Origin of the sequence: Rhodococcus kronopolitis (assembly GCF_042654025.1) — a bacterium.
In the GTDB taxonomy this organism is placed as follows: Bacteria; Actinomycetota; Actinomycetes; order Mycobacteriales; family Mycobacteriaceae; genus Rhodococcus_G; species Rhodococcus_G kronopolitis.
Map to the genome: position 1 here is coordinate 51378 of NZ_JBHSFO010000005.1, position 22081 is coordinate 73458.

The 22081-nt window shown below is 71.9% G+C and carries 17 protein-coding genes; 5 read left to right on the top strand and 12 right to left on the bottom strand.

Features of this window, described 5'->3' with window-relative positions:
* From ACFO6S_RS11540 to ACFO6S_RS11565, 6 genes are all read right to left on the bottom strand, one after another.
* Positions 1-1089: a hemolysin family protein gene (locus ACFO6S_RS11540; RefSeq protein WP_378417046.1), complete on the bottom strand. Its 1089-nt coding sequence runs from the start codon at positions 1087-1089 to the stop codon at positions 1-3.
* Positions 1082-2476, bottom strand: coding sequence for a hemolysin family protein (locus ACFO6S_RS11545; protein WP_378417048.1), 1395 nt, complete (start codon positions 2474-2476; stop codon positions 1082-1084). Before ACFO6S_RS11545 ends, ACFO6S_RS11540 begins: the two co-directional genes overlap by 8 nt.
* A 343-nt stretch (positions 2477-2819) precedes the next feature.
* Entirely contained in the window at positions 2820-4256 is a 1437-nt protein-coding gene (guaB1, locus tag ACFO6S_RS11550) for a GMP reductase (protein WP_378417049.1), read from the bottom strand.
* Between the two features lie 2 nt (positions 4257-4258).
* Complete coding sequence (locus ACFO6S_RS11555; RefSeq protein ID WP_378417051.1) at positions 4259-5140, bottom strand: DMT family transporter; 882 nt, start codon at positions 5138-5140, stop codon at positions 4259-4261.
* Positions 5141-5145: 5 nt separating this feature from the next.
* Positions 5146-6492: a DEAD/DEAH box helicase gene (locus tag ACFO6S_RS11560; RefSeq protein WP_378417053.1), complete on the bottom strand. Its 1347-nt coding sequence runs from the start codon at positions 6490-6492 to the stop codon at positions 5146-5148.
* Between the two features lie 178 nt (positions 6493-6670).
* Positions 6671-7711: a beta-ketoacyl-ACP synthase III gene (locus ACFO6S_RS11565; RefSeq protein WP_378417055.1), complete on the bottom strand. Its 1041-nt coding sequence runs from the start codon at positions 7709-7711 to the stop codon at positions 6671-6673.
* Positions 7712-8279: 568 nt separating this feature from the next.
* On the opposite strand from ACFO6S_RS11565, the gene ACFO6S_RS11570 reads away from it, so the two are divergent.
* Positions 8280-8765, top strand: a complete 486-nt coding sequence (locus tag ACFO6S_RS11570) for a DUF4262 domain-containing protein (protein ID WP_378417057.1) — start codon at positions 8280-8282, stop codon at positions 8763-8765.
* Positions 8766-8826: 61 nt separating this feature from the next.
* Here ACFO6S_RS11570 and gndA read toward each other — a convergent pair whose 3' ends face one another.
* The 4 genes from gndA to ACFO6S_RS11590 form a co-directional block, all read right to left on the bottom strand.
* Entirely contained in the window at positions 8827-10281 is a 1455-nt protein-coding gene (gene gndA / locus ACFO6S_RS11575; RefSeq protein ID WP_378417059.1) for an NADP-dependent phosphogluconate dehydrogenase, read from the bottom strand.
* 157 nt (positions 10282-10438) lie between these two features.
* Entirely contained in the window at positions 10439-12508 is a 2070-nt protein-coding gene (locus tag ACFO6S_RS11580) for a DEAD/DEAH box helicase (protein WP_378417061.1), read from the bottom strand.
* A 264-nt stretch (positions 12509-12772) separates the two neighbouring features.
* Positions 12773-13714, bottom strand: coding sequence for a M56 family metallopeptidase (locus ACFO6S_RS11585; RefSeq protein ID WP_378417063.1), 942 nt, complete (start codon positions 13712-13714; stop codon positions 12773-12775).
* Positions 13715-13741: 27 nt separating this feature from the next.
* Positions 13742-14131 (bottom strand): BlaI/MecI/CopY family transcriptional regulator, encoded by a 390-nt coding sequence (locus tag ACFO6S_RS11590; protein ID WP_378417065.1) that lies wholly within the window; start codon positions 14129-14131, stop codon positions 13742-13744.
* Positions 14132-14270: 139 nt separating this feature from the next.
* On the opposite strand from ACFO6S_RS11590, the gene ACFO6S_RS11595 reads away from it, so the two are divergent.
* From ACFO6S_RS11595 to ACFO6S_RS11610, 4 genes are read left to right on the top strand one after another with little or no spacing between them, the layout of a single operon-like run.
* Positions 14271-15581, top strand: coding sequence for an alpha/beta hydrolase (locus ACFO6S_RS11595; protein ID WP_378417066.1), 1311 nt, complete (start codon positions 14271-14273; stop codon positions 15579-15581).
* Entirely contained in the window at positions 15578-18151 is a 2574-nt protein-coding gene (locus tag ACFO6S_RS11600; protein ID WP_378417068.1) for a bifunctional lysylphosphatidylglycerol flippase/synthetase MprF, read from the top strand. The genes ACFO6S_RS11595 and ACFO6S_RS11600 overlap by 4 nt, the downstream gene beginning before the upstream one ends.
* Positions 18152-18207: 56 nt before the next feature.
* Positions 18208-19488 carry a metal-dependent hydrolase family protein gene (locus ACFO6S_RS11605; protein WP_378417069.1) on the top strand — a complete coding sequence of 427 codons (1281 nt, stop codon included), beginning with the start codon at positions 18208-18210 and terminating at the stop codon, positions 19486-19488.
* Between the two features lie 57 nt (positions 19489-19545).
* Positions 19546-20070 (top strand): flavin reductase family protein, encoded by a 525-nt coding sequence (locus tag ACFO6S_RS11610; RefSeq protein WP_378417070.1) that lies wholly within the window; start codon positions 19546-19548, stop codon positions 20068-20070.
* 34 nt (positions 20071-20104) lie between these two features.
* Here the strand turns inward: ACFO6S_RS11610 and ACFO6S_RS11615 are convergent, their stop codons facing one another.
* Together ACFO6S_RS11615 and ACFO6S_RS11620 are read right to left on the bottom strand one after the other, a co-directional pair.
* Positions 20105-20974 (bottom strand): ABC transporter ATP-binding protein, encoded by an 870-nt coding sequence (locus ACFO6S_RS11615; protein ID WP_378417072.1) that lies wholly within the window; start codon positions 20972-20974, stop codon positions 20105-20107.
* Positions 20971-22080, bottom strand: a complete 1110-nt coding sequence (locus ACFO6S_RS11620; protein ID WP_378417663.1) for a FecCD family ABC transporter permease — start codon at positions 22078-22080, stop codon at positions 20971-20973. Before ACFO6S_RS11620 ends, ACFO6S_RS11615 begins: the two co-directional genes overlap by 4 nt.
* Position 22081: the final 1 nt, after the last annotated feature.

Here is a 22081-nt window from a genome sequence, read left to right on the forward strand (position 1 = left end):
TCACGGAGTCCGCTGCCCCGGGACCGCGTCGGTGACCCGGTGGGTGCCGTCGCGCACGGTGCCGACGAACTCCTCGACGAGGTCCTCGAGCGCCACGATGCCGATCGCGGTGCCCGACGCGTCGACCACCAGGCCGAGGTGGCTGCTGGCCCGCCGCAGCGTGGAGAGCGCCTCGTCCAGCGGGGTCTGCACGGGCAGCTCCGGCAACGGCCGCACGTCCGAGCGGGGGATCACCGTGTCCGGTCCGGCCGCCTCGTCGAGCACCTGGTCGAGCACGTCCTTGAGGTGCAGGTAGCCCGCGACCGTGCCGTCGGGCAGCACCGCGGGGTACCGCGAGTAGCCGGTCTCGGTGACCGCCCGCTCGACCGCACCGAGGGTGGTGCCTCGCTCGGTCAGCGGCACACTGCGCACCTTGTCCAGCGGGATCAGCACGTCCGAGACGGTGCGACCGGCGGTGTGCAGCGCCTGCGTCAGACGCCGGTGCTCCTCCTTGTCGATCAGCCCCTCGGAGCGGGACTCGCCGATCATCTCGGCGAGCTCGAGCGCGGAGACGGTGCTGTCGAGCTCGTTCTTCGGCTGGACCTTGAACATCCGCAGTGTTGCGTTCGCACAGAGGTTGTAGAACGCGATCAGCGGCCTGGCCAGCCGGATGAAGGCCAGGTGCACGGGCACCAGCAGCATCGCCGACCGCTCCGGTCCGGCGATGGCGATGTTCTTCGGGACCATCTCGCCGAGCAGGATGTGCAGCACCACCACCAGTGCCAAGGCGAGAGCGAACGCGATGGGGTGCAACAGGTCCGCGGGCACCCCGAGGGCGTCCAACGGCATCTCGATCAGGTGCGCGATGGCCGGCTCGCCGACCCGGCCGAGCAGGATCGAGCAGATGGTGATGCCGAGCTGCGCGCCCGCGAGCATCAGCGAGAGGTTCTCGCCGGCCCGGATCACCGTGCGCGCGCGCTTCTTGCCCTGTGCCTCGAGGGCTTCGAGTCGGTCGCGGCGCGCGGAGATCAGCGCGAACTCCGCCGCGACGAAGAACGCGTTGCCGGCCAGCAGTGCGACGGCCAGCAGGACCGCCAACAGGTCACTCATGGTCGTGGCCTTCCTGGTCGGTGGGGTGGTCCGGTCGCTGCGCTATCGCCGCCGCGGGCATTGGGGTCAACATCACCCGGTCGATGCGCCGCCCGTCCATCCCGGTGACCGACGCGACCCAGCCGCCGACGGTCTCGGGGCGGCCCTCGCCGCTCGGGTTGGGCAGCACCACCTCGTCGCCGACCTCCGGGATCCGGCCGAGGTGCGCGAGCACCAGGCCGCCCAGGGTGTCGTACTCGCCGTCGGGGGCGGTGTAGCCGGTGGCCTGACGGACCTCGTCGATCCGCAGCAGCCCGGCGCAGATCCAGCTGTCGCCGCTGCGCTGCACCTCGAGTTCCGGGTCGTCGTGCTCGTCGCGGACGTCGCCGACGATCTCCTCGATCAGGTCCTCCATCGTCACCATGCCTGCGGTGCCGCCGTACTCGTCGACGACGAGCGCGACCTGCATGCCGTCGGCCCGAACCCGCTCCATCACGGCGTCGCCGTCCAGGCTGGACGGCACGATCGGGACCTTGCGCGCCAGGTTCACCAGGGGAGTGGTGGACCGGCCCGCGGCGGGAATGGTGAAGGCGCGCTTGACGTGCACCACGCCGATCGTGTCGTCGAGGTCGCCGTCGACGATCGGGAACCGGGAGAAGCCGGTGCGGGACGCGGCGTCGATCAGGTCTGCCACGGTGTCGGTGCTGTCGAGGGTCTCGACCTTGACCCGCGGCGTCATCAGCTCCTCCGCGGTGCGTTCGCCGAACCGCAGCGAGCGGTCCACCAGCAGCGCGGTGGCAGGGTCGAGCGAGCCGCGCCGGGCGCTGGTGCGCACCAGTGATCCCAGCTCCTGCGGGGACCGGGCCGAGCGCAGTTCCTCCGCGGGCTCGATGCCGAGCCGACGGACCACCCAGTTGGCGGACCCGTTGAGGCCGTTGATCGCCCACTTGAAGATGCGGGAGAACCCGGCGTGCAGGCCGGCGGTGGCGCGCGCGGTGGCCAGCGGCTTGGCGATGGCCAGGTTCTTCGGGACCAGCTCGCCGTAGATCATCGACAACGAGGTGGCCAGGATCAGCGCCAGTGCCAGGGAGATGCCGCCCGCCGCGGACTCGGGAACGCGCAGCAGTCGCAGCAGCGGGTCGATGAACTTCGCGAGCACCGGCTCCGCGAGGTAACCGGTGATCAGGGTGGTGATGGTGATGCCGAGCTGGGCGCCGGAGAGCTGGAACGAGAGCGTCCGGTGCGCGTGCTGGACCTGCTTGGCCCGGCGGTCGCCGTCACGGGCGTGCGCGTCGACGGTGCTCCGCTCGAGCGCGGTGAGGGAGAACTCGGCGGCCACGAAGAGGGCGGTGCCGGCGGTGAGAGCCAGGAAGCCGAGAACGCTCAGGACTGTCAGTGCAGTCTGCATTGGTCATCGCCCCCGGACGGGGGCAGGGAATGAGATGGTGCCGCCGGGTTTGTCGCCCGGCTCGGTAGAAGAGCCCTCCGAAGTGGAACTCTCGTCGCCGGACTCGGTCGAGTCGGCGATGTCGGTAATGGGTGCCTCAGGCACCGTGGTCCTTCCTGTCGTGCCCGGGGGGAGACGGATCGGGTGATCCGCACCGCCGTCCCGCCACTGCTTCCGGCTGCCGATCGGCGGTCGAAAACTGCTGGTGGAAACGGTCAAACCGGGCGCACGAGTTGCGTCAGCTCAGCCATTCTACCGGGACCGGGCGCAATGACGCCCCCGCAGCACGCCGGAGTCGCGTAGGTCACCACCCGGCAGGCAGCGGCCGCCCCTCGGCGAAGCCGGCCGCCGACTGCACGCCGAGCACGGCCCGCTCGTGCAGTTCCTGCGTCGTCCGGGCACCGGCGTAGGTGCAGGTGCTGCGCACCCCCGAGCAGATGTAGTCGATCAGGTCCTCGACGCCGGGCCGGAGGGGGTCCAGCCGCATCCGGGACGAGGAGATGCCCTCCTCGAACAGTCCCTTGCGGGCCCGGTCGAATCCGCTGTCGTCGGCGGTCCGGGCCGCAACGGCGCGCTTCGAGGCCATCCCGAAGCTCTCCTTGTACGAGTAGCCGTCCTGGTCGACCCGCAGGTCGCCGGGGGACTCGTGGGTGCCCGCGAACCAGGACCCGACCATCGCGTTGGACGCGCCTGCGGCCAGCGCCAGCGCCACGTCGCGGGGGTGCCGGACGCCGCCGTCGGCCCACACGTGGGCGCCGAGGTCGCGGGCCGCGGCGGCGCACTCGGCGACCGCGGAGAACTGCGGCCGGCCGACGCCCGTCATCATCCGGGTGGTGCACATCGCGCCGGGGCCGACGCCGACCTTGACGATGTCCGCGCCCGCGGCGATCAGGTCCCGCGTTCCGGCCGCCGAGACCACGTTGCCCGCGGCCAGCGGTACGCCCAGGTCGAGTGCGGCGACGGCGGCGAGGGCGTCGAGCATCTTCTGCTGGTGGCCGTGCGCGGTGTCCATCACCAGCAGGTCCGCGCCGGCCTCGACCAGTGCCGTCGCCTTCGCCGCGACGTCCCCGTTGATGCCGACCGCCGCGGCGACCCGCAGCCTTCCCTGCGCGTCCAGCGCGGGCCGGTAGATGCCGGCCCGGATGGTTCCGGTACGGGTGAGTACCCCGGCGAGGGTGCCGTCGGCCTCGACGATCACCGCGATCGGGTCGTGCCGGGACTCGAGCAGGTCGAACACCTCCCGCGGCGACGCCGTCACCGGCGCGGTCACGAAGCTGGTGACGGCGACCGCGCGTAGCCGGGTGAACCGGTCCACGTCCGCGCACGCGGCCTCGGTGACGACGCCGACCGGTCGGCCGTCCTCGAGCACCACCAGGGCGCCGTGCGCGCGCTTGGGCAGCAGCGCCAGCGCGTCGGCGACGGAGTCGTCGGGACCGAGGGTGACGGGGGTGTCGGCGACCAGGTGCCGGCTCTTGACGAAGGTCACGATCTCGGCGACCGCCGCCGCGGGCACGTCCTGCGGGATCACCGTGAGGCCGCCGCGGCGCGCGACGGTCTCGGCCATCCGCCGGCCCGCGACCGCGGTCATGTTGGCCACCACCAGCGGAATGGTGGTACCGGACCCGTCGGCGCTCGCCAGGTCCACGTCGAACCGCGAGGTGACGTCGGTGCGGCTGGGCACCAGGAAGACGTCGTCGTAGGTCAGGTCGTACGGGGGCTGCCGATCTTCGAGGAATCGCACCTTCAGGACGCTACCGGGTCCGGGGTGACCGCGCCCTCGGACGCGCGGGCCTGCGAGCGGGACAGCGCGACGGTGGTGACCAGCATGACCGCGACCGCGACGGCGATCACCACCAGGCCCGGGCCCGCCACCCGCAGTCGCTCGCCGAGCACCGCGAAACCGAGGTAGGCGGCGACCAGCGGCTCGGCGATGGTGATCGCGGGCAGCGAGGCCGCCAGCGACCCGGCGTGGAAGGCCCGCTGCTGCAGGTAGAAGCCGGTGACGCCGGCCGCCGCCAGCGCCCACAGCGGCCAGTTCGAGAGCACTGCCGCGGGGCCGCGGTCCAGCAGCCCGAGGACCGGCTTGGTCAGCGCGACGGCGACGCCGTACATCGCGCCGCTGGCGAAGCCGAGCAGCAGCGCGCGCGGGCCGGGCGAGGCGGTGACCGCGGCCGCCGCGACGGCCCCGACGCACGACCCGACGACCAGCGCCAGCGGGACCAGCCAGTGCCCGAACGTGGCGTCCTCGAAGCCCTCGGTCGGGTTGCCGACGGTCAGGAAGACCACCAACGACAGTGCGAGCAGGCCCGCGGTCGCCCAGGTGCGGGCGGTCATCCGGGTGCCCGAGTACCGGGCCGAGAGCGGCAGCGCGAACAACAGGGTGGTCACGATCAGCGGCTGCACCACCAGCACCGAACCGAGCCCCAGTGCGATCACCTGGAAGGCGTAGCCGCCGAGGTCGCCGAGCAGGCCTGCCCACCAGCGGGGGCTGCGGGCCAGTTCCCGTAGCAGCGCGTCCTCGTCGGCGACGTCGGCCGCGGCCCGTTGCTGCGCCACCGACCCGACCGCGAACAGCAGCGCCCCGATCAGCGCGCAGACGACGGACAGCAGCGGCAGGTCGGTCATGACCGTCAGCGTGCGCCGCGGCGCCGGTGTCCGGGGGTCGCCACGCCGGAGCTCCGCCGGGAACCTCCGCGGACGGTGGTCGCGCCGGGTCGCTGCCTGCGGTCCCGCCCGCCGCCGGCCTTGGCCGCCGTCGGCGCGGTGGTCACCGGCTCCGGTGCGGGGACCGGGACCCCGCTCGGGGCGCTCGCGCCGGTGAGGGCGACGAGCTCGCGGTCCCCGGGCCGGACCTCGACGCCGACCGGTTCGACGCCGGCCTTGCGGGTCAGCCGGGCGACGGCGTCGCGCTCGTCCTCGGTCACCAGGGTCACGACGGTGCCGGACTCGCCGGCGCGGCCGGTGCGGCCCGCGCGGTGCAGGTAGTCCTTGGCCTCCGACGGCGGGTCGACGTGCACCACCAGGGAGATGTCGTCGACGTGGATGCCGCGGGCGGCGACGTCGGTGGCCACCAGCACCGGTGTCTGGCCGTCGGCGAAGGCGGCCAGCGTGCGGGTGCGCAGGTTCTGGGTCTTGCCGCCGTGCAGCGCGCCGGCGACCACGCCCACGGACCGCAACTGCTCGACCACCGCGTCGACGCCCTCCTTGGTGCGCACGAACATGATCGTGCGGCCGGTGCGGGAGGCGATCTCCGCGACGACGGCGGCCTTGTCCGCGCCGGTGACGAAGAGCAGGTGGTGCTCGGTGGTCGCGACCGGGGCGACCGCCGACGCCGTCGCGTGGGTGGCGGGATCGCGCAGGTACCGGTGGACCAGTTCGTCCACCTGGCCGTCGAGGGTGGCCGAGAACAGCAGCCGCTGACCGTCCTTCGGGGTCCGGTCCAGCAGGGTGGTGACCTGCGGGAGGAATCCGATCGCGGCCATGTGGTCGGCCTCGTCGATGGTGGTGACCCGCACGTCCTCGAGCGAGACGGCGCCCTGGTCGAGCAGGTCGGCGAGCCGGCCGGGAGTGGCCACCAGCAGGTCCACGCCGCGGGCCAGGCGTTCGGCCTGCTTCTTGGTCGGCACGCCACCGAACACGCAGGCCAGGCGCAGCCCCAGCGAGAGCGCCGACTCGTCGAGCGCCCGCTCGATCTGTGCGGCCAGCTCCCGGGTCGGGGCCAGGATCAACGCGCGGGGGCGTTTCGGCTTGCTGGGCGCTCCGGTCAGCCGGACCAGCATGGGCAGCCCGAACGCCAGTGTCTTGCCGGAGCCGGTGGGGCCGCGGCCGAGCACGTCGCGGCCGGCGAGCACGTCGGGGATGGCGGCGGTCTGGATCGGGAACGGGGCGGTGATCTTCTCCCGGTTCAGCGACTGCACCAACATCGGGGGGAGGCCGAGGTCGGCGAAGGTGGGCCCGGTCGTGGCGGGGGTGGACATGTGGCGGTGGCCTCCGATGATCTACCCGCTCCGCGGCGCCGCACGTCGTCCGTGCGGCACCCGCTCGGCGTATGCAGTGAGGCTACCGCCCGTCCGGGGCCGACACGGCATCCGCCGTGGCCGGTCGGGTGCCGGCCACGGCGGATGCGTGGTGCTTCGTGGGTCGGGGAGAGCGCCGTCAGTCGGCGATCCGCGGCAGCGTCACGACCTGTCCCGCGTAGGCGAGGCCGGCGCCGAATCCCATCAGGAGGGCGGTGTCGCCGGGCTTGGCGGCACCGGAGCGGAGCACCTGCTCCATCGCGAGCGGGATCGAGGCGGCCGACGTGTTGCCGGTCTCGACGATGTCCTCGGCGACGACGATGCCTGCCGGCATCTTCAGCGCGCGGGTCAGCGCCTGGGTGATCCGGATGTTGGCCTGGTGCGGGATGAAGACGTCGAGGTCCTCCATCGCGACGCCGGACTTGTCGATCGCGGCGCGGCAGGCCTTCTCGATGAACGTGGCCGCCCACCGGAAGACCGCGGTGCCCTGCATGCGGATGTACGGCCGGACGGACGTGCCGCCGGTGGCCTCGGCCTTGGCGACCTCGGCGAAGTAGGCCTGGAAGTCCTTGTCCTGCTGGATCGCGGCGGTCTGGCTGCCGTCCGATCCCCACGCGACCGGGCCGATGCCCTCGACGTCGGACGGGCCCACCACGGCCGCGCCTGCGCCGTCGGCGAAGATGAAGGCGGTGGACCGGTCGGCGGGATCGAGGAGGTCGCTCAGTCGCTCGACGCCGACGACCAGGACGTACTGCGCGGTGCCGGCCCGGACCATGTCCGAGGCCGTCGCGAGGGCGTGGCAGAAGCCCGCGCAGCCGGCGGACACGTCGAACGCGGGGCAGTCGGTCATGCCCAGCTCCGATGCGACCACGGCGCCGGCGGACGGTCCGAGCACCATCATCGACGACGTCGCGAGGACCACGGCGCTGATCTGGTCCGTGCTGATGTCCGCCGCCGCGAGTGCCTTTCGGCTGGCCTCGACGCTCATGCTGACGATCGTCTCGTCGTCGCTCGCGAACCGCCTGTTCTTGATGCCCGACCGGGTCTGGATCCACTCGTCGCTCGAGTCGATCGGCCCGATGATCTCCGAGTTCGGGACGACGCGTCGCGGCCGGTATGCGCCGATGCCGAGGATCTGGGTGTGGGCGGCGCCGACTGCGGTGCGAATGCGTGCGGGCATGTGTGGCTCCCTTTGTTTCGTGGCGTTTCTTGTCTTCGTCGTGCTTCCAGCATGGCCCGGCGTCGGGCTGCGTGGATGTCGGGCTGCCTGGAATGGGGACTGCCAGGTCCGGTGACCGGCGGTGGTGCGGCCAGATCACGGGGCCGGGCCGTGGGCCCGAGCGGTGCGTGGGTACCGCTAGGGCGCGACGTCGCTCCGACCGGCAACCGGCGTCGGCCGGTCCGGCATTCGGGAGTCCGGCGGGGCGGAGGACGTTCGCGTCGAGATCACTCCTGAACGCTCCAAGTAGGGCATGTCGCGAGACTACCGCGCGGGCGTGGCTGCGCCGGGCGAATGGCGCCACCGCGCGCGGGCAGCGTGGCGCGGACAGTCGCCCCCGGGTGATCGGTCGGATGCCGAGGCGGCGGTGCCGCCGCCCGGCAGAGCTGATTCCAATCGGAAACGGTCGTGGTCACGGCGCTCCGGGCGGCGCCGCCCCGCCCGGCGCATCGTGTCGGACGTGACTTGTCGGTGGCCCGGTGCATGATGGCTATCGAACATATCTTCGACCATTTCGGGAGGGACGATCATGTGCGACATCTGCAACGGAAAGACGCCGCGACAGGCGCGGCGCGACCTCGAGCTCAGCATCGAGGAGTACGGCTGGGCGCTGCAGTACGTGGAGTCGGCGGTGGACGAGCGTGGGGTGCACCCGGCGTTCTGCTACACCGTCGGACTGACCGCGCTCGGGTGCGAGGAGCTCGTGATCACCGGTCGGGTGATGGAGCAGTCCGCCGAGGTGCTCAACACCCTGGCCGAAAGGATCTGGGACGGACGCGAGTTCACGGCGGGCGAGCGGGTCGACGCGGGCGGACTGGACCTGTGCATGGTCCCGGTCCGGGAATGCGAGGGCTGGCTGTTGACGGCGAAGCGCCTCTACGGCGCCGGCAACGTCCGGGCCGTGCAGGCGGTGTGGGCGGACTGCGACGGCCTGCTGCCGTGGGAGGGGGCGATCACCTCGACCATCGTCCAGCCGCTGCTGGGGTTGCCGCCGGGCGGGCGGATCGCGTCCTGACCACCCGGGTGCGGGAACAATCGCTCCCGCACCCGGGCGGCCGGGGCCGTGGGCCCTGGGGTCAGGCCTCGACCTCGGAGCGGTCACCGCTCCAGAGGGTGTGGAACTTGCCGGGGCGATCGGTGCGCTCGTAGGTGTGCGCACCGAAGAAGTCGCGCTGGCCCTGGGTCAGCGCGGCGGGCAGACGCTCGGCGCGCAGGCCGTCGTAGTACGACAGCGAGGAGGCGAAACCGGGGACCGGGATGCCCAGCATGGTCGCGGTCGCGACCACCCGACGCCAGCTGTCGATGCCGGTCTCGATGGCCTCGCGGAAGTACGGCGCCAGGATCAGGCTCGGCAGGGTGGGGTCGGCGTCGTACGCCTCCTTGATCCGGTTCAGGAACTGGGCCCGGATGATGCAGCCGCCGCGCCAGATGGTGGCCAGGTCGGCGGGCTTGAGGTCCCAGTTGTACTCGGCGCTGCCGGCGGCGATCTGGTCGAAGCCCTGGGCGTAGGCGACGATCTTCGACGCGTAGAGGGCGGCCCGGATGTCCTCGGTGAACTGGGCGACGTCGGTCGGCTTGTCGCCGAGCGTGCCGGCGGCCAGGCCCTGCGCCTGCGCGGCCGCCCGCTGGGTCCGCGAGCCGGACAGCGCGCGGGCGAAGACGGCCTCGGCGATGCCGGTGACGGGCACGCCGAGGTCGAGCGCGGACTTGACCGTCCAGCGGCCGGTGCCCTTCTGCTCCGCGGCGTCGACGATGACGTCGACGAGGGCCTGACCGGTCTTCGCGTCCTTCTGCTTGAGCACCTCGGCGGTGATCTCGATCAGGTAGGACTCGAGGGTGCCGGTGTTCCACTCGGTGAAGACGTCGGCGACCTGGCCCGCGTCCAGTCCCAGCGCGTCGCGGAACAGGTTGTAGGCCTCGCCGATCAGCTGCATGTCGGCGTACTCGATGCCGTTGTGCACCATCTTCACGAAGTGGCCGGCGCCGTCGGGCCCGATGTGGGTGCAGCACGGCGTGCCGTCGACGACGGCCGAGACCGACTCGAGCAGCGGGCCGAGGGACTCGTAGGACTCCTTCGGGCCGCCGGGCATGATCGACGGGCCGTTGAGTGCGCCCTCCTCGCCGCCGGAGATGCCGGCGCCGACGAAGTGCAGGCCGCGCTCGCGCAGCGACGCCTCACGGCGAATCGTGTCCGTGTACAGCGCGTTTCCGCCGTCGATGATGATGTCGCCGGTCTCCATGGCGGCGGCCAGCTCCTCGATCACGGCGTCGGTGGCCTCGCCGGCCTTGACCATGATCAGCACCCGGCGCGGCTTCTCCAACGCGGCGACGAACTCCTCGACGGTCTCGGTGCGGACGAAGTCGCCGTCACCGCCGTGTTCGGCGATCAGGGCGTCGGTCTTGGCGACGCTGCGGTTGTGCAGTGCCACCGTGTGGCCGTGGCGGGCGAAGTTCCGGGCGATGTTCGAACCCATCACCGCGAGTCCGGTGACGCCGATCTGGGCGCGGGCTGTCGAGTTGTTGTCGGTCATGGCCTACAGCTTTCCCTGCCGCCCTCACGAAAAAAAGTTGAGGTCTCGCCTCGTGGTCCGGAGCGGCGCGCAATTACCGGGCCGCACAACGGCAAACGCCGCCGCCTGCACGGGGCAGGCGGCGGCGTTCACTGTCGGTCAGTGGTGCTCGAGGAGGTCAGCTGTTGCGCTGCGGACCGTCGAAGCCGTCGTACGAGCGACGCTCGGTGCGGCTGCGGAACCCACCGGACTGGCCGGCACCGCTCGCGGCGCGCTGCGGGCGGTCGCCGTAGCTGCTGTTGCTGCTGCGGTTGTCGCTGTTGCCGCGGTAGCCGCCGCCCTCGGACGAGCGCTGGGGGCGGTCGCCGTAGCTGCTGCCGCCGTTGCTGTTGCCGCGGTAGCCACCCTCGGTGCGCTGCGGGCGGTCGCCGTAGCTGCTGCCGCCGCTGTTGCTGTTGCCGCGGTAGCCGCCGCCCTCGGACGAGCGCTGCGGGCGGTCGTTGTAGGACCGCTGCGGGCGGTCGCCGTAGCTGCTGCCGCCGCCGTTGCTGTTGCCGCGGTAGCCACCGCCCTCGGACGAGCGCTGCGGACGGTCGCTGCTGCCGCGGTAGCCGCCGCCCTCGGACGAGCGCTGGGGGCGGTCGCCGTAGCTGCTGCCGCCGTTGCTGTTGCCGCGGTAGCCACCCTCGGTGCGCTGGGGGCGGTCGCCGTAGCTGCTGCCGCCGTTGCTGTTGCCGCGGTAGCCACCCTCGGTGCGCTGGGGGCGGTCGCCGTAGCTGCTGCCGCCGTTGCTGTTGCCGCGGTAGCCACCCTCGGACCGCTGCGGGCGGTCGCCGAAGCTGCGCTGCGGGCGGTCGCCGCGGTAGCCGCCGCTGTCGTTGCTGCCGCGGTAGCCGCCGCCGTCACGACGCGGGCGGTCGCCGAACGAACGCTCACGGCGGTCGTTCTTGAAGGCGGGCTCGCGCACCGGCTCGCCGCTCGGTGCCTTCGCGCCGGTGATGCTGGCCAGCTCCTCCGAGCCCGGGGCGACGTTCACCGCGGTCGCGTCGACGCCTGCCATGCCGGTGAGCTTGCGGACCAGGCGACGCTGGTTCGGCAGCACGATCGCGACGACGGTGCCCTTCTCGCCGGCGCGCGCGGTGCGACCTGCGCGGTGCAGGTAGTCCTTGTGGTCGGCAGGCGGGTCGACGTGCACAACCAGGTCGATGCCGTCGACGTGGATGCCGCGGGCCGCGACGTCGGTGGCGACCAGCACCGGGGTGCGCCCGGTCTTGAACCGCTCGAGGACCCGGGTGCGCTGGTTCTGGGCCTTGCCGCCGTGCAGCGCCTCGGCCGGGATGCCAACGGCGCGAAGGCGATCGGTGATGCCCTCGCAGCCGAGCTTGGTCCGCGCGAACATGATGGTGCGTCCCTCGCGGGCGCCGATCTCGGCGAGGACGACGTCCTTCTGGCCGCGCTCGACCAGCAGCACGTAATGCTCCATGGTGTCGACGCTGGCCTTGCCGTCCTCGGTGGAGTGCGTGACGTGGTCGGACAGGAACTGCCGGACCAGCGACTGCACCTCACGGTCGAGGGTCGCCGAGAACAGCAGGCGCTGGCCGTCGGTGCGGGTGGCGTCGAGGATGGACCGGACCTCGGGCAGGAAGCCCATGTCGGCCATCTGGTCGGCCTCGTCGAGCGCGGTGATCTCGACGGCGTCGAGGATGCAGGTGCCCTGCCGCAGGTGGTCGCCGAGGCGGCCGGGGGTGGCGACGAGGATGTCGACGCCGCGGCGGAGCTGCTCGACCTGCTTGGTGAACGGCATACCGCCGACGGCGGCGCGCACGGTCAGGCCGACGGCCGACGCGTACGGATACAGCGAGTCGACGACCTGGATGGCGAGCTCGCGGGTGGGGACCAGGACCAGGGCGCGGGGGCGCTTGGCGGCGGGACGGTCCTCGTGCTGGGAGAGGCGGGCCAGCATGGGGAGGCCGAAGGCGAGGGTCTTGCCGGAACCGGTCTGCGCGCGGCCGAGCACGTTACGGCCCGCGATGGCGTCCGGAACGGCCATGGCCTGGATGGGGGACGGCACGGTGATGCCGCTCTTGGCCAGCGCGGCGACGACGGCGGCGGGCAGGCCGATCTCGGCGAAGGTGACGGTGGGGGCCTCGTCTGCGGCAGCCTCGGGGGCTACGACGACGGCCTCGTCGATGGTGGGAACTGCGGCCTCGTCAAGGGCAGCAGAAGACATTTGGACAGCGTTGGTCACGCGGATACCTCTCCGGACATCGGGCGCGTCGCGGAGCGCGAGCTGTCATGCAGCACGCAAAGAGACGAGCCTGGCACGTATGCCTGCCGAACCTGGCTGAAAATGCGGGGCTCGGCGTGGGTGGCGAAGTGCCTGAAAATTAACGGATTCGATGAATTTTCGAATCGGGCTACGTGTGCAGCCGTTGTCCACTGTACGGCAGGAACGGAAAAACTACACGTCAGAGCCGTTGTGACGTGGACTACTGCCGGGTCGGTGGGGTGTTCACGCGTTGAAAAGTCGGCTTACCTCGGTAAGCCACGGGGCTGCCACCGCGATGGTCGGAACCACCAGGATTGCCACCGAGGCGACGTACGCCGCGAGCGAGACAACGAGGGTCGGTTCGGTGTCGGAGAGCCGCTGGATCCGGGTGAGGGTGTGCGGTCCGCCGGCCGCCATCGCGCCCATCGGGGCGCTGGACCCCGCGCACGCGACCAGGGCGCGGGCCAGGGGAGTCGGGCCGGTGACCCGCACCGCGGAGTCGTCGGCGAGCATCTCCACCAGCAGCTGCACGGAGCCGAGCGCCGACTTGCTGCGCACCACCCGCGGGAAGGCCGTGTTCACGGCCGTGAAGGCCTCGAGGACCAGGTCGTGCCGGGCCCGCAGGTGCGAGCGCTCGTGCATAAGGATCGCCGTGACCTCGTCGTGGCTGAGGTTGGCCAGCGTGCCCTCGCTCAGCACCACCCGCTGCCGCAGGCCGGGCAGGCAGTACGCGATGGGTTCCGCGGAGTCGAGCACCCGCAGGTTCGAGGTGCGGCTGCGGTGCGGTTCCCGCCGGTCCAGCAGGTCGACCAGCATCCGGTGCCGGGCCCGGCGCCGTCGGGTGCGCACCGCCACCGAGGCGATCGAGAAGATCAGCCGGGCGCCGATGAACAGGGTGATCGCCAGGACCACCACGTATGCGACCCACAGCGGCAGACCGAGGGCGTCGATCTCGGCGAGCGGCGCGGTGGTCGGTCGACCGTCCGGCCCCGGGACCAGCAACTGCGTCGCGATCGCCAGTCCGGAGCTGAACGCGGACAGCACGGCCGCCAGTGCGATCGCCTGCCACAGCACCAGGGCGGCACGGGGTGCGCGGTGTGGCCAGGTGGCACGGGAGAGGACGGCGGGCACCGGTCCCGCCAGCAGCAGGGCCATCAGCGCAAACGCCAGCGCGGTGAGGTTCATGACCTACCCATCATCGGACACGGACGTCTAGCTCGCGCGCTTGGCGGCGTCCGTGGCCTCGAGAGCGGCAAGGGCCTGCCGCAGCGCGGCGGCCTCGTCGGCGTTGACCTGTCCGACGAAGCGCACCAGCGCCGCGGCGCGGCCCTGGGACTCGTCGGCCTGCTTGAGTGCGTCGACCATCAGGCTGGCGACCAGTTCGTCGCGGCCGTGGACGGGCAGGTACCGGTGTGCGCGGTCGTCGCGCTGCTGGGTGACCAGGTTCTTCTTCGCGAGACGCTGCAGCACCGTCATGATCGTCGTGTACGCCAGTTCGCGCCGGGCGGCGAGGGCCTCGTGCACCTGACGCACGGTCTGGGGTTCGGTGCTGGACCAGAGATGGTCCATCACTGCGCGTTCGAGTTCGCCAAGTCCAGCCATGGGATCAGTCTACGGACCGTCCGACGCGGGTGCGTACTACCCTCCGTCGTAGTCGTTGCGGTGTAAAGGTGGTTGCGGGGCGCCGGTCGCGGTGGGGTGCCATTATTTGCAGGTCATGCGCCGAAAAGGGGGCCGACAGGTGGACTGGTTGTGGCGCTGGTCACTGATCGACGGTCCCATACCGTGGGCGCTGACGGCGCTCGGCCTCGCGGGCGGGCTGTGGTTGCTGTTCGCGGGGACCGCCGACACCCGCGGCTATCGGCGGCGGGCGGTCCCGCTGTGCGCCGCCGGCGCACTGGTACTGACCGGCGTCGGCTGGGTGGTCGTGGAGAAGTGGTGGCGGCCCTTCCCGGACCCGATCGAGACGCGGATCTACGCCTGGATCGGCCTCGGTGTGTTCGCGGTGCTGCTGCTCGGGGTCCGGCTGGCCGCCGACCGGCGGGTGCGTCGGGGCCTGGTCTCGGCCCTGGCCGCCGTCGCGGTGGTCGCCGCCGCCGCGGCCCAGGTGAACCTCGTGTTCGACGCGTACCCGACTGTGCGGGACGTGCTGGGCCTGCCCGACCCCAGCCGGATCGCGTTCGCGGACGTGCCGCCCCCCACCGCCACCACGGTCACCGGGTCACCGCTGGAATCGGCGTGGCATCCGCCCGCGGAGCTGCCGGCGGGCGGCCGGGTCGCCACGGTCGCGATCCCCGGCACCGCCTCGGGTTTCGCGGCCCGCGACGCCGTCGTCTACCTGCCGCCGGCCTACTTCGCCGACCCCCGGCCCGAACTGCCGGTGCTGGTGCTGCTCGCCGGGCAGCCGGGATCGCCGCAGGACTGGCTCGGCGGGGGCAAGCTGGTCTCGACCATGGACGCCTTCGCCGCCACCCACGGGGGTCTCGCGCCGGTGGTGGTGGTGGCCGACGGCACCGGTTCCCAGTTCGCCAACCCGCTCTGTCTCGACTCGGCGCTGGGCAATGTCGCGACCTACCTCGCTCGGGACGTGCCGGACTGGGTCGTCGCCAACCTGCAGGTCGACGCGGATCCGCGCGCCTGGGCGATCGGCGGGCTGTCCTACGGCGGCACCTGCGCGCTGCAGATGGCCACCAACCACCCCGAGCGGTACCCGACCTTCCTCGACCTGTCCGGTCAGGAGGAACCCACCCTCGGCGACCGGACTCGCACCGTCGACGCCGCTTTCGGCGGCGACGAGGCGAGGTTCGTCGCGGTGAATCCGGCGGACCTGATGGCGGGCCGGCGGTACCCGGGCTCCGCGGGGGTGTTCGTGGTGGGCAAGGACGACCGGGACTTCAAGCCCGGCCAGCAGAAGATGTACGACGCGGCAGGAAAGGCCGGCATGGACGTGCGATACGTCGAGCTACCCGGAGGGCACAGCTTCTCCGTCTGGTCCGCCGGGCTCGAGGGTGAACTCGGCTGGCTCGCCCAGCGGCTGGGGCTGACGGCATGACCGCGGCGGCGTCCGAGGTCGGCCGGCAGACCCGGCGACTGGTCGACCTGGCTCGGTCCGGGGCGTCCGGCGCGCCGGTGAGCCTGGGCCTGCTCGTGGTGATCTGGGTGCTCGGCCTCGCCACGTCGAGCGTCCTGTCTGGGCCGTCGAAGTTCGTCGAGCGGCACTTCGCGGCGGGCGTGGTGCCGGTCGAGCACGGCCGGCTGTGGGTGGTGCTGACTTCAGGGCTGTGGGCGGGCGGCCTGGTCGGCTACCTGGTGGCAACGCTGCTGGTGGTGTTCGTGGCCGCGCCCGTGGAACACCGGATCGGGTCGCGGCGGTTCGCGGTGGCGGCCGCGGCCACCCAGCTGCTCGGCACGACGGCGGCGCTGATGGCGGCGGTGCTGGTGCGGGAGCTGGACTGGGGGTGGGGCTTCCGGCTGCACATCGGCGTCGCGGTGAGCCCGACCACCTGGGTGGTGGGCGCGGCGATGGTGGCCAGCTCGGCGATGGACACGCTGTGGCGGCGCCGGATCCGGGTCGGTGTGCTCGCGCTGTTGCTCACCCTGGCGCTGTTCAGCGGGCACCTCCAGGACCTGGTGGTGCTGGCTTCGGCGGTGGCGGGCCTTCTGCTCGGACCGTCGATCGTCGGGCGGTCCGCGCGCGGGGAGCACCTGGCCGGCAGTCGCCGTGAGGGCCGGGTGCTGGTGGCGCTGGTGGTCGCCGCCGCCGCGATCGGACCGGCACTGGCCGCGTTGTCCCCGAACGCGGTCGGGCCGCTGGCGGTGCTGCGGGACCTGTTCCGCGGGGCGGGCGTCTCGCCGGCGGAGGTCCGGGAGATCTGTGCGCAGTCCCGCGGCGCCGAGGACTGCCGCAGGGGGCTGCTGGCGCTGCGCCTCGGCGGGGTCGGTCCGACGGTGCTGATGCTCATGCCGTCGGTGCTGCTGCTGGTGCTCGCCGACGGCCTGCGCCGCGGCCGACGGTTCGCGTGGTGGGCCGCCGTGGTGGCGCAGGTGCTGCTGCTGGGGCTCTCGCTCGCCAACTTCGCCGTCCGCTACCTCGGCCTGGACGGGACGCAGTCGCTGTTCTACGGGCTGCACTCGCCGAACCTCTACCGGACGTTGGCGCCGTTCCTCACCCCGCTGGCCGTCCTGCTGGTGCTGCTGGCCACCCGGCGATTCTTCGACGTCGCCGCCCCCGCGGGCACCTATCGCCGCTGCGCCGCGGTGGTGCTGGGCACCGTCCTCGGGCTCGGCTCCGGGTACCTGGCCGTCGGCTACCTGGTGCGTGGTCAGTTCGACCGGGAGCCGACGGCGGCGGCGCTGCTCGCGGACTTCCCGCAGCGGCTGGTCCCGCCGGTGTACCTGCAGTGGCTCGACCCGCAGTTCCTGCCGGACAGTCGCGTCACCACCGCGCTGTACGAGTGGACCGGGGTGGTGTTCTGGCTGGTGCTGTGCGTCGCCGTGGCCGCGACCTTCCTCGCCGCGGACCGCGCCGCGACCGACGACACCGACCGGGCTCGCAGGCTGCTGACGGCCAGCGGCGGCAGCGCGCTGTCGTGGATGACCACCTGGGCCGGCAACCGGTACTGGTTCAGCCCCGACGGCACCGGCTACGTCGCCTACCGGGTGATCGGCGGCGTCGCCCTGACCACCGGCGACCCCGTCGGACCGCCGGAGACGGTGCGCGCGCACGTCACCGAGTTCGCCGAGTTCGCCTCCGCCAACGGCTGGACGCCGTGCTTCTACTCGGTGACCGGGGAACTGCGCGCGGTCACCGACGCGCTCGGCTGGGGCGGGTTCCAGGTCGCCGAGGAGACGGTGCTGCGCCTGGACGGGCTGGCCTTCACCGGCAAGCGGTTCCAGGACGTCCGCACCGCACTCAACCGCGCGAAGAAGTCGGGCATCCGCGCCGAGTGGATCGAGTTCCCGCACGCCCCGCTCGCGCTGACCGACCAGATCAACGCGATCTCCGAGGAGTGGGTGGCCGACAAGGGAATGCCGGAGATGGGCTTCACCCTCGGCGGCACCGATCAGCTCGACGACCCGCAGGTGCGCTGCCTGATCGCCGTCGACGACGACCGCACCGTGCACGGGGTCACCTCGTGGATGCCGGTGTACCGCGACGGCGAGGTGGTCGGCTGGACGCTGGACTTCATGCGCAGGCGCACCGAGGGCTTCCGGCCTGCGATGGAGTTCCTGATCGCCTCGGCGGCGCTGCTGCTGGCGGAGGAGGGCGCGGAGTTCGTCAGCCTGTCGGGGGCGCCGCTGGCGAAGGTCGAGGCGGCCGACGCGGACGACATCGACGAGACCGGGGACGACGACGAGGAGCGCTGGGAGCGTTCGGTGTTCGGCGCGGTGATGGACCGGGTGCTCGACGTGCTCGGGCGGACGCTGGAGCCGGTCTACGGGTTCCGGTCCCTGCTCGCGTTCAAGTCGAAGTTCCAGCCGGAGTACGTGCCGATGTACATGACCTTCCCGGACCCGGCGGCGCTGCCGAGCATCGGGAACGCGATCGGCCGGGCGTACCTGCCGGACGTCTCGCTGGGTCAGGGTCTCCGGTTGGTGCGCACCGTGATCGGGCGTGGGTAGGACCGAAAACCTCGGACCGCGGCCGCGGGAGGTGCTCCGTCGCTATGGTTGTTCCCATGCCCGACAACCCCATGGCGGACGAGCGGCTACTCCTTCGAAATGTCCGGGTGTTCGACGGAGTGCGGGATACCCTGACCGACGGCGACGTGCTGATCGAGGGCCGGAGAATCTCCGCGGTTTCTACGTCTCCGATCGGGGACGCGCCGGGTTGGCGAACCACCGTGATCGACGGCGGCGGGAGATTCCTGATGCCCGGCATGAGCGACGCCCACGTACACCTGGTGGGCAACGCCAACACCTTTGTCGACCTGCTGAGCGAATCGCAGAGCATGCTCGCGGCGAACACCCTGGCCGAGGCCGGCCGGATGCTGTTGCGCGGCTTCACCACCGTCCGCGACATGGCCGGCGACACCGCCGGGCTGAAGAAAGCCATCGACCGGGGAGACTTTCCCGGCCCGCGCATTTACCCGAGCCAGGCCGCCGTCTCGCAGACCGGAGGTCACGGTGACTTCGGTTTCGTGTACGACGCGCCGACCGCGCTGGGTGGCAACGAGTCCCGCGCCGAGACGATCGGCTTCATGCGGGTGGCCGACGGGCCGGAACGGATGCTCGCCGCCGTCCGGGAACAGCTCAAGAAGGGCGCGTCCCAGATCAAGCTGATGGTCGGCGGCGGGGCTGCGTCCATGTACGACCCGCTCTACACCCTGCAGTTCACGCCCGCCGAGCTGCGCGCCGCGACGGCCGCGGCCGAGGACTACGGCACGTACACGGCCGCGCACGTCTACAACGTCGCGGGGATCCGGCGGGCGGTGGAGGCCGGGGTCCGGTCGATCGAGCACGGTCACCTCGCCGACGAGGAGACCGTCGCGATGCTGGCCGAGCGGGGTGTCTGGCTGTCGATGCAGCCGTTCGCCGAGGCCGACCACCACTACCCGGACCCGGATCGCAGCGAGAAGAACCGGCAGATCTGCGGCGGGGTGGACCAGGTCTACGGCTGGGCCCGCAGTCACGGCGTGAACGTGGCGTTCGGCACCGACCTGCTGCTGGAGCCGCAGTTCGCGGCCCGGCAGAGCGAGATGGTGACGCGGCTCGGCGACTTCTACAGCAACGTCGAGTCCCTGAAGATGGTGACCTCGGGCAACGCGGCGCTGTTCCGCCTGGCCGGCGAACGTGACCCCTACCGGGACGCCGACCTGGGTGTGATCGCCGACGGCGCCTGGGCCGACGTGCTGCTCGTCGAGGGAAACCCCGTCGAGGACCTGACGGTGCTCGGTGACCCCGACCGGAATCTCGCCGTCATCGTCAAGGACGGCAGGGTCGTCAAGAACATCCTCTGAGCGTCAGGCAGATCAGTTGGCAGATCCGCGTGGGACGGCGTGGTCAAGGTGGACCCGATGGGTGACAATCAGGGGGTGAATCCTTCCGGTTCCAGCGGTGACGTGGCCTTTGATTCGGTGGCCGGGATGCTCGACTACCCGATGTTTGTCGTTACCGCCTCTGCGGGCGGGGAAATGGCGGGTTGTCTGGTCGGGTTCACCTCGCAGGTCAGCATCGATCCCCGGCGTTTTCTGGTGGCGTTGTCCACGCGCAACCACACGTTTCGTGTCGCCGAGCGGGCCGAGCATCTTGCAGTGCATCTACTTTCAGGCGTTGACCCCGAGCTGGCCCGACTGTTCGGCGAACACACCGGGGACCAGACCGACAAGTTCACGCACTGCGCGTGGCACGCCGACGAGTCGGGCGTTCCGATTCTCGATGCCGCCCCCGCCTGGTTCATCGGCCGCATCCTCGACCGCCTTCCGTTCGGCGATCACGTCGGCTTCGTTCTGCAACCCACCGCCGGTCAGGTTCGGACCGATCCACCCGCGATGATCACGTTCGCGGACGTCCGCGACCTCGAGGCCGGTCACGACGCCTGATCTCGTGGCTCAGGCCGTCTGGCGTCGTTCGCGGTCAGTCCGAGACGGACGCTGCCACGGCCGGTGCCGCCGCGGACCCGCCGACCGTGCCGTACACGTGCCTGGTCCCGACGGGGACGATCAGCGGCCGGTCCGCGACGGGGTCCTCGATCACCCGGGCGTCGAGATCGAACACGTCGAGCAGCAGTTCCGGGGAGATCACCTCGCTCGGGGTGCCGGACGCGACGATCGCGCCCTCCTTCATCACGATCAGGTGGTCGCTGTAGCGGGCGGCGAGGTTCAGGTCGTGCAGGACCATCACCACCGTCCGGCCCATCTCCTCGTGCAGGCGGTCCACCAGGTCCAGCACCTCGATCGAGTGCGCCAGGTCGAGGTAGGTGGTCGGCTCGTCGAGCAGCAGGATGTCGGTGCCCTGCGCGAGCGACATCGAGATCCACGCGCGTTGCCGCTGCCCGCCGGAGAGCTGGTCCACGGGCCGGTCCGCGAGCTCGGAGACCCCGGTCAGGGCCAGCGCCCGCGCGACCTCGGTCTCGTCGTCGGACGACCACTGCCGCAGCCACGACTGGTGCGGGTGCCGCCCGCGCGCGACCAGGTCGGCGACCGTCAGCCCCTCTGGGGCGACGGGGGCCTGCGGCAGCATGCCGAGGGTCCGGGCCACGTCCTTGGTCTTGAGGCTGGAGATCGCCTTGCCGTCGAGCAGCACCCGACCGGACTTGGGCTTGAGCAGCCGGCCCAGGGTGCGCAGCAGGGTGGACTTGCCGCAGCCGTTGGGCCCGATCACCGTCGTGACCACGCCTGCCGGGATCTCGAGGTCCAGTCCGTCGACGATCACCCGGTCGCCGTATCCGACGGTCAGGTTCTCGGCGACCAGCCGGGGGGCGGTGGGCGCGGCGTGCTCGCTCATGCGGACACCTTTCGGTTGGTGCGGACCAGCAGGTAGAGAAGGAACGGGCCGCCGAGCGCGGAGGTGACGATGCCGACGGGCAGCTCGACGGGCAGGATCGTGCGGGCGATGACGTCGCTGCCGACGACCAGGACCGCGCCGACCAGACCGGACGCCAGGATCGGCGGGCCCGCGGTGCGCAGCAGCCGCATCGCCAGCTGGGGTGCGGCCAACGCGACGAAGCCGATCGGCCCGACCGCGGCGGTCGCGATGGCGGCCAACGCAACCGCGGCGAGCAGCAGCGCGCCCTGGCCGGCCTGCAGCCGGACGCCGAGCACCCGGGCGTTGTCGTCGCCGAGGCGCAGCGCGCCGAGCGTGAACGAGGAGATCAGCGCCGCGGTGCCGACCACGCCGACGCCGATCGCGACCGGCCACACCTGCGACCAGTCGCTGCCGTTGAGCGAGCCGTTGAGCCACACCTGCGCCCGCGCCACGTCGTTGATGTCCGCGGAGATCAGCAGCCACTGGATGGCGGCGATCAGCGCGGCGTTGAACCCGATGCCGATCAGCACCACCCGGTAGCCCTGCACGCCGCCGCGCCAGGACAGCGCGTAGATCACCACCGCCGTCACGATGCCGCCGACCAGCGCGGCCAGCGGGACGCCGAGGACCGCGAGGGCGCCGACGAAGCTGCCGCCGCCTGCGACCACGATCAGGGTGACCGCGGCGGCGCTCGCCCCGGCGGTGATGCCCAGCAGGTCCGGGCTGGCCAGCGGGTTGCGCAGGATCGACTGGGTGATCGCGCCGGAGATGCCCAGCGCGACGCCGGTGAGCAGTGCGGTCAGTGCCCGCGGCAGTCGCACGTCCATCACGATGAACCGCTCGATGCGGGTGCCGCCGCCGAAGAGGATCTCCGCGACGGTCGGGATCGGGATGCTGAAGTCGCCGCGACCGATGTTCACGCACATCAGCAGGAACGCCAGCGCGAGCAGTCCGAGGGTGGCGACGGTCATCGTGGTGCGCCGGACCAGGGACACCCGGCCGACCCGGAACGCCGGGCGGGAGGGCACGGTGTCCGGGGCGGGCGTGGTCGGGGTCGCGTCGCCGGGGACGTCGATGTAGGTCAGG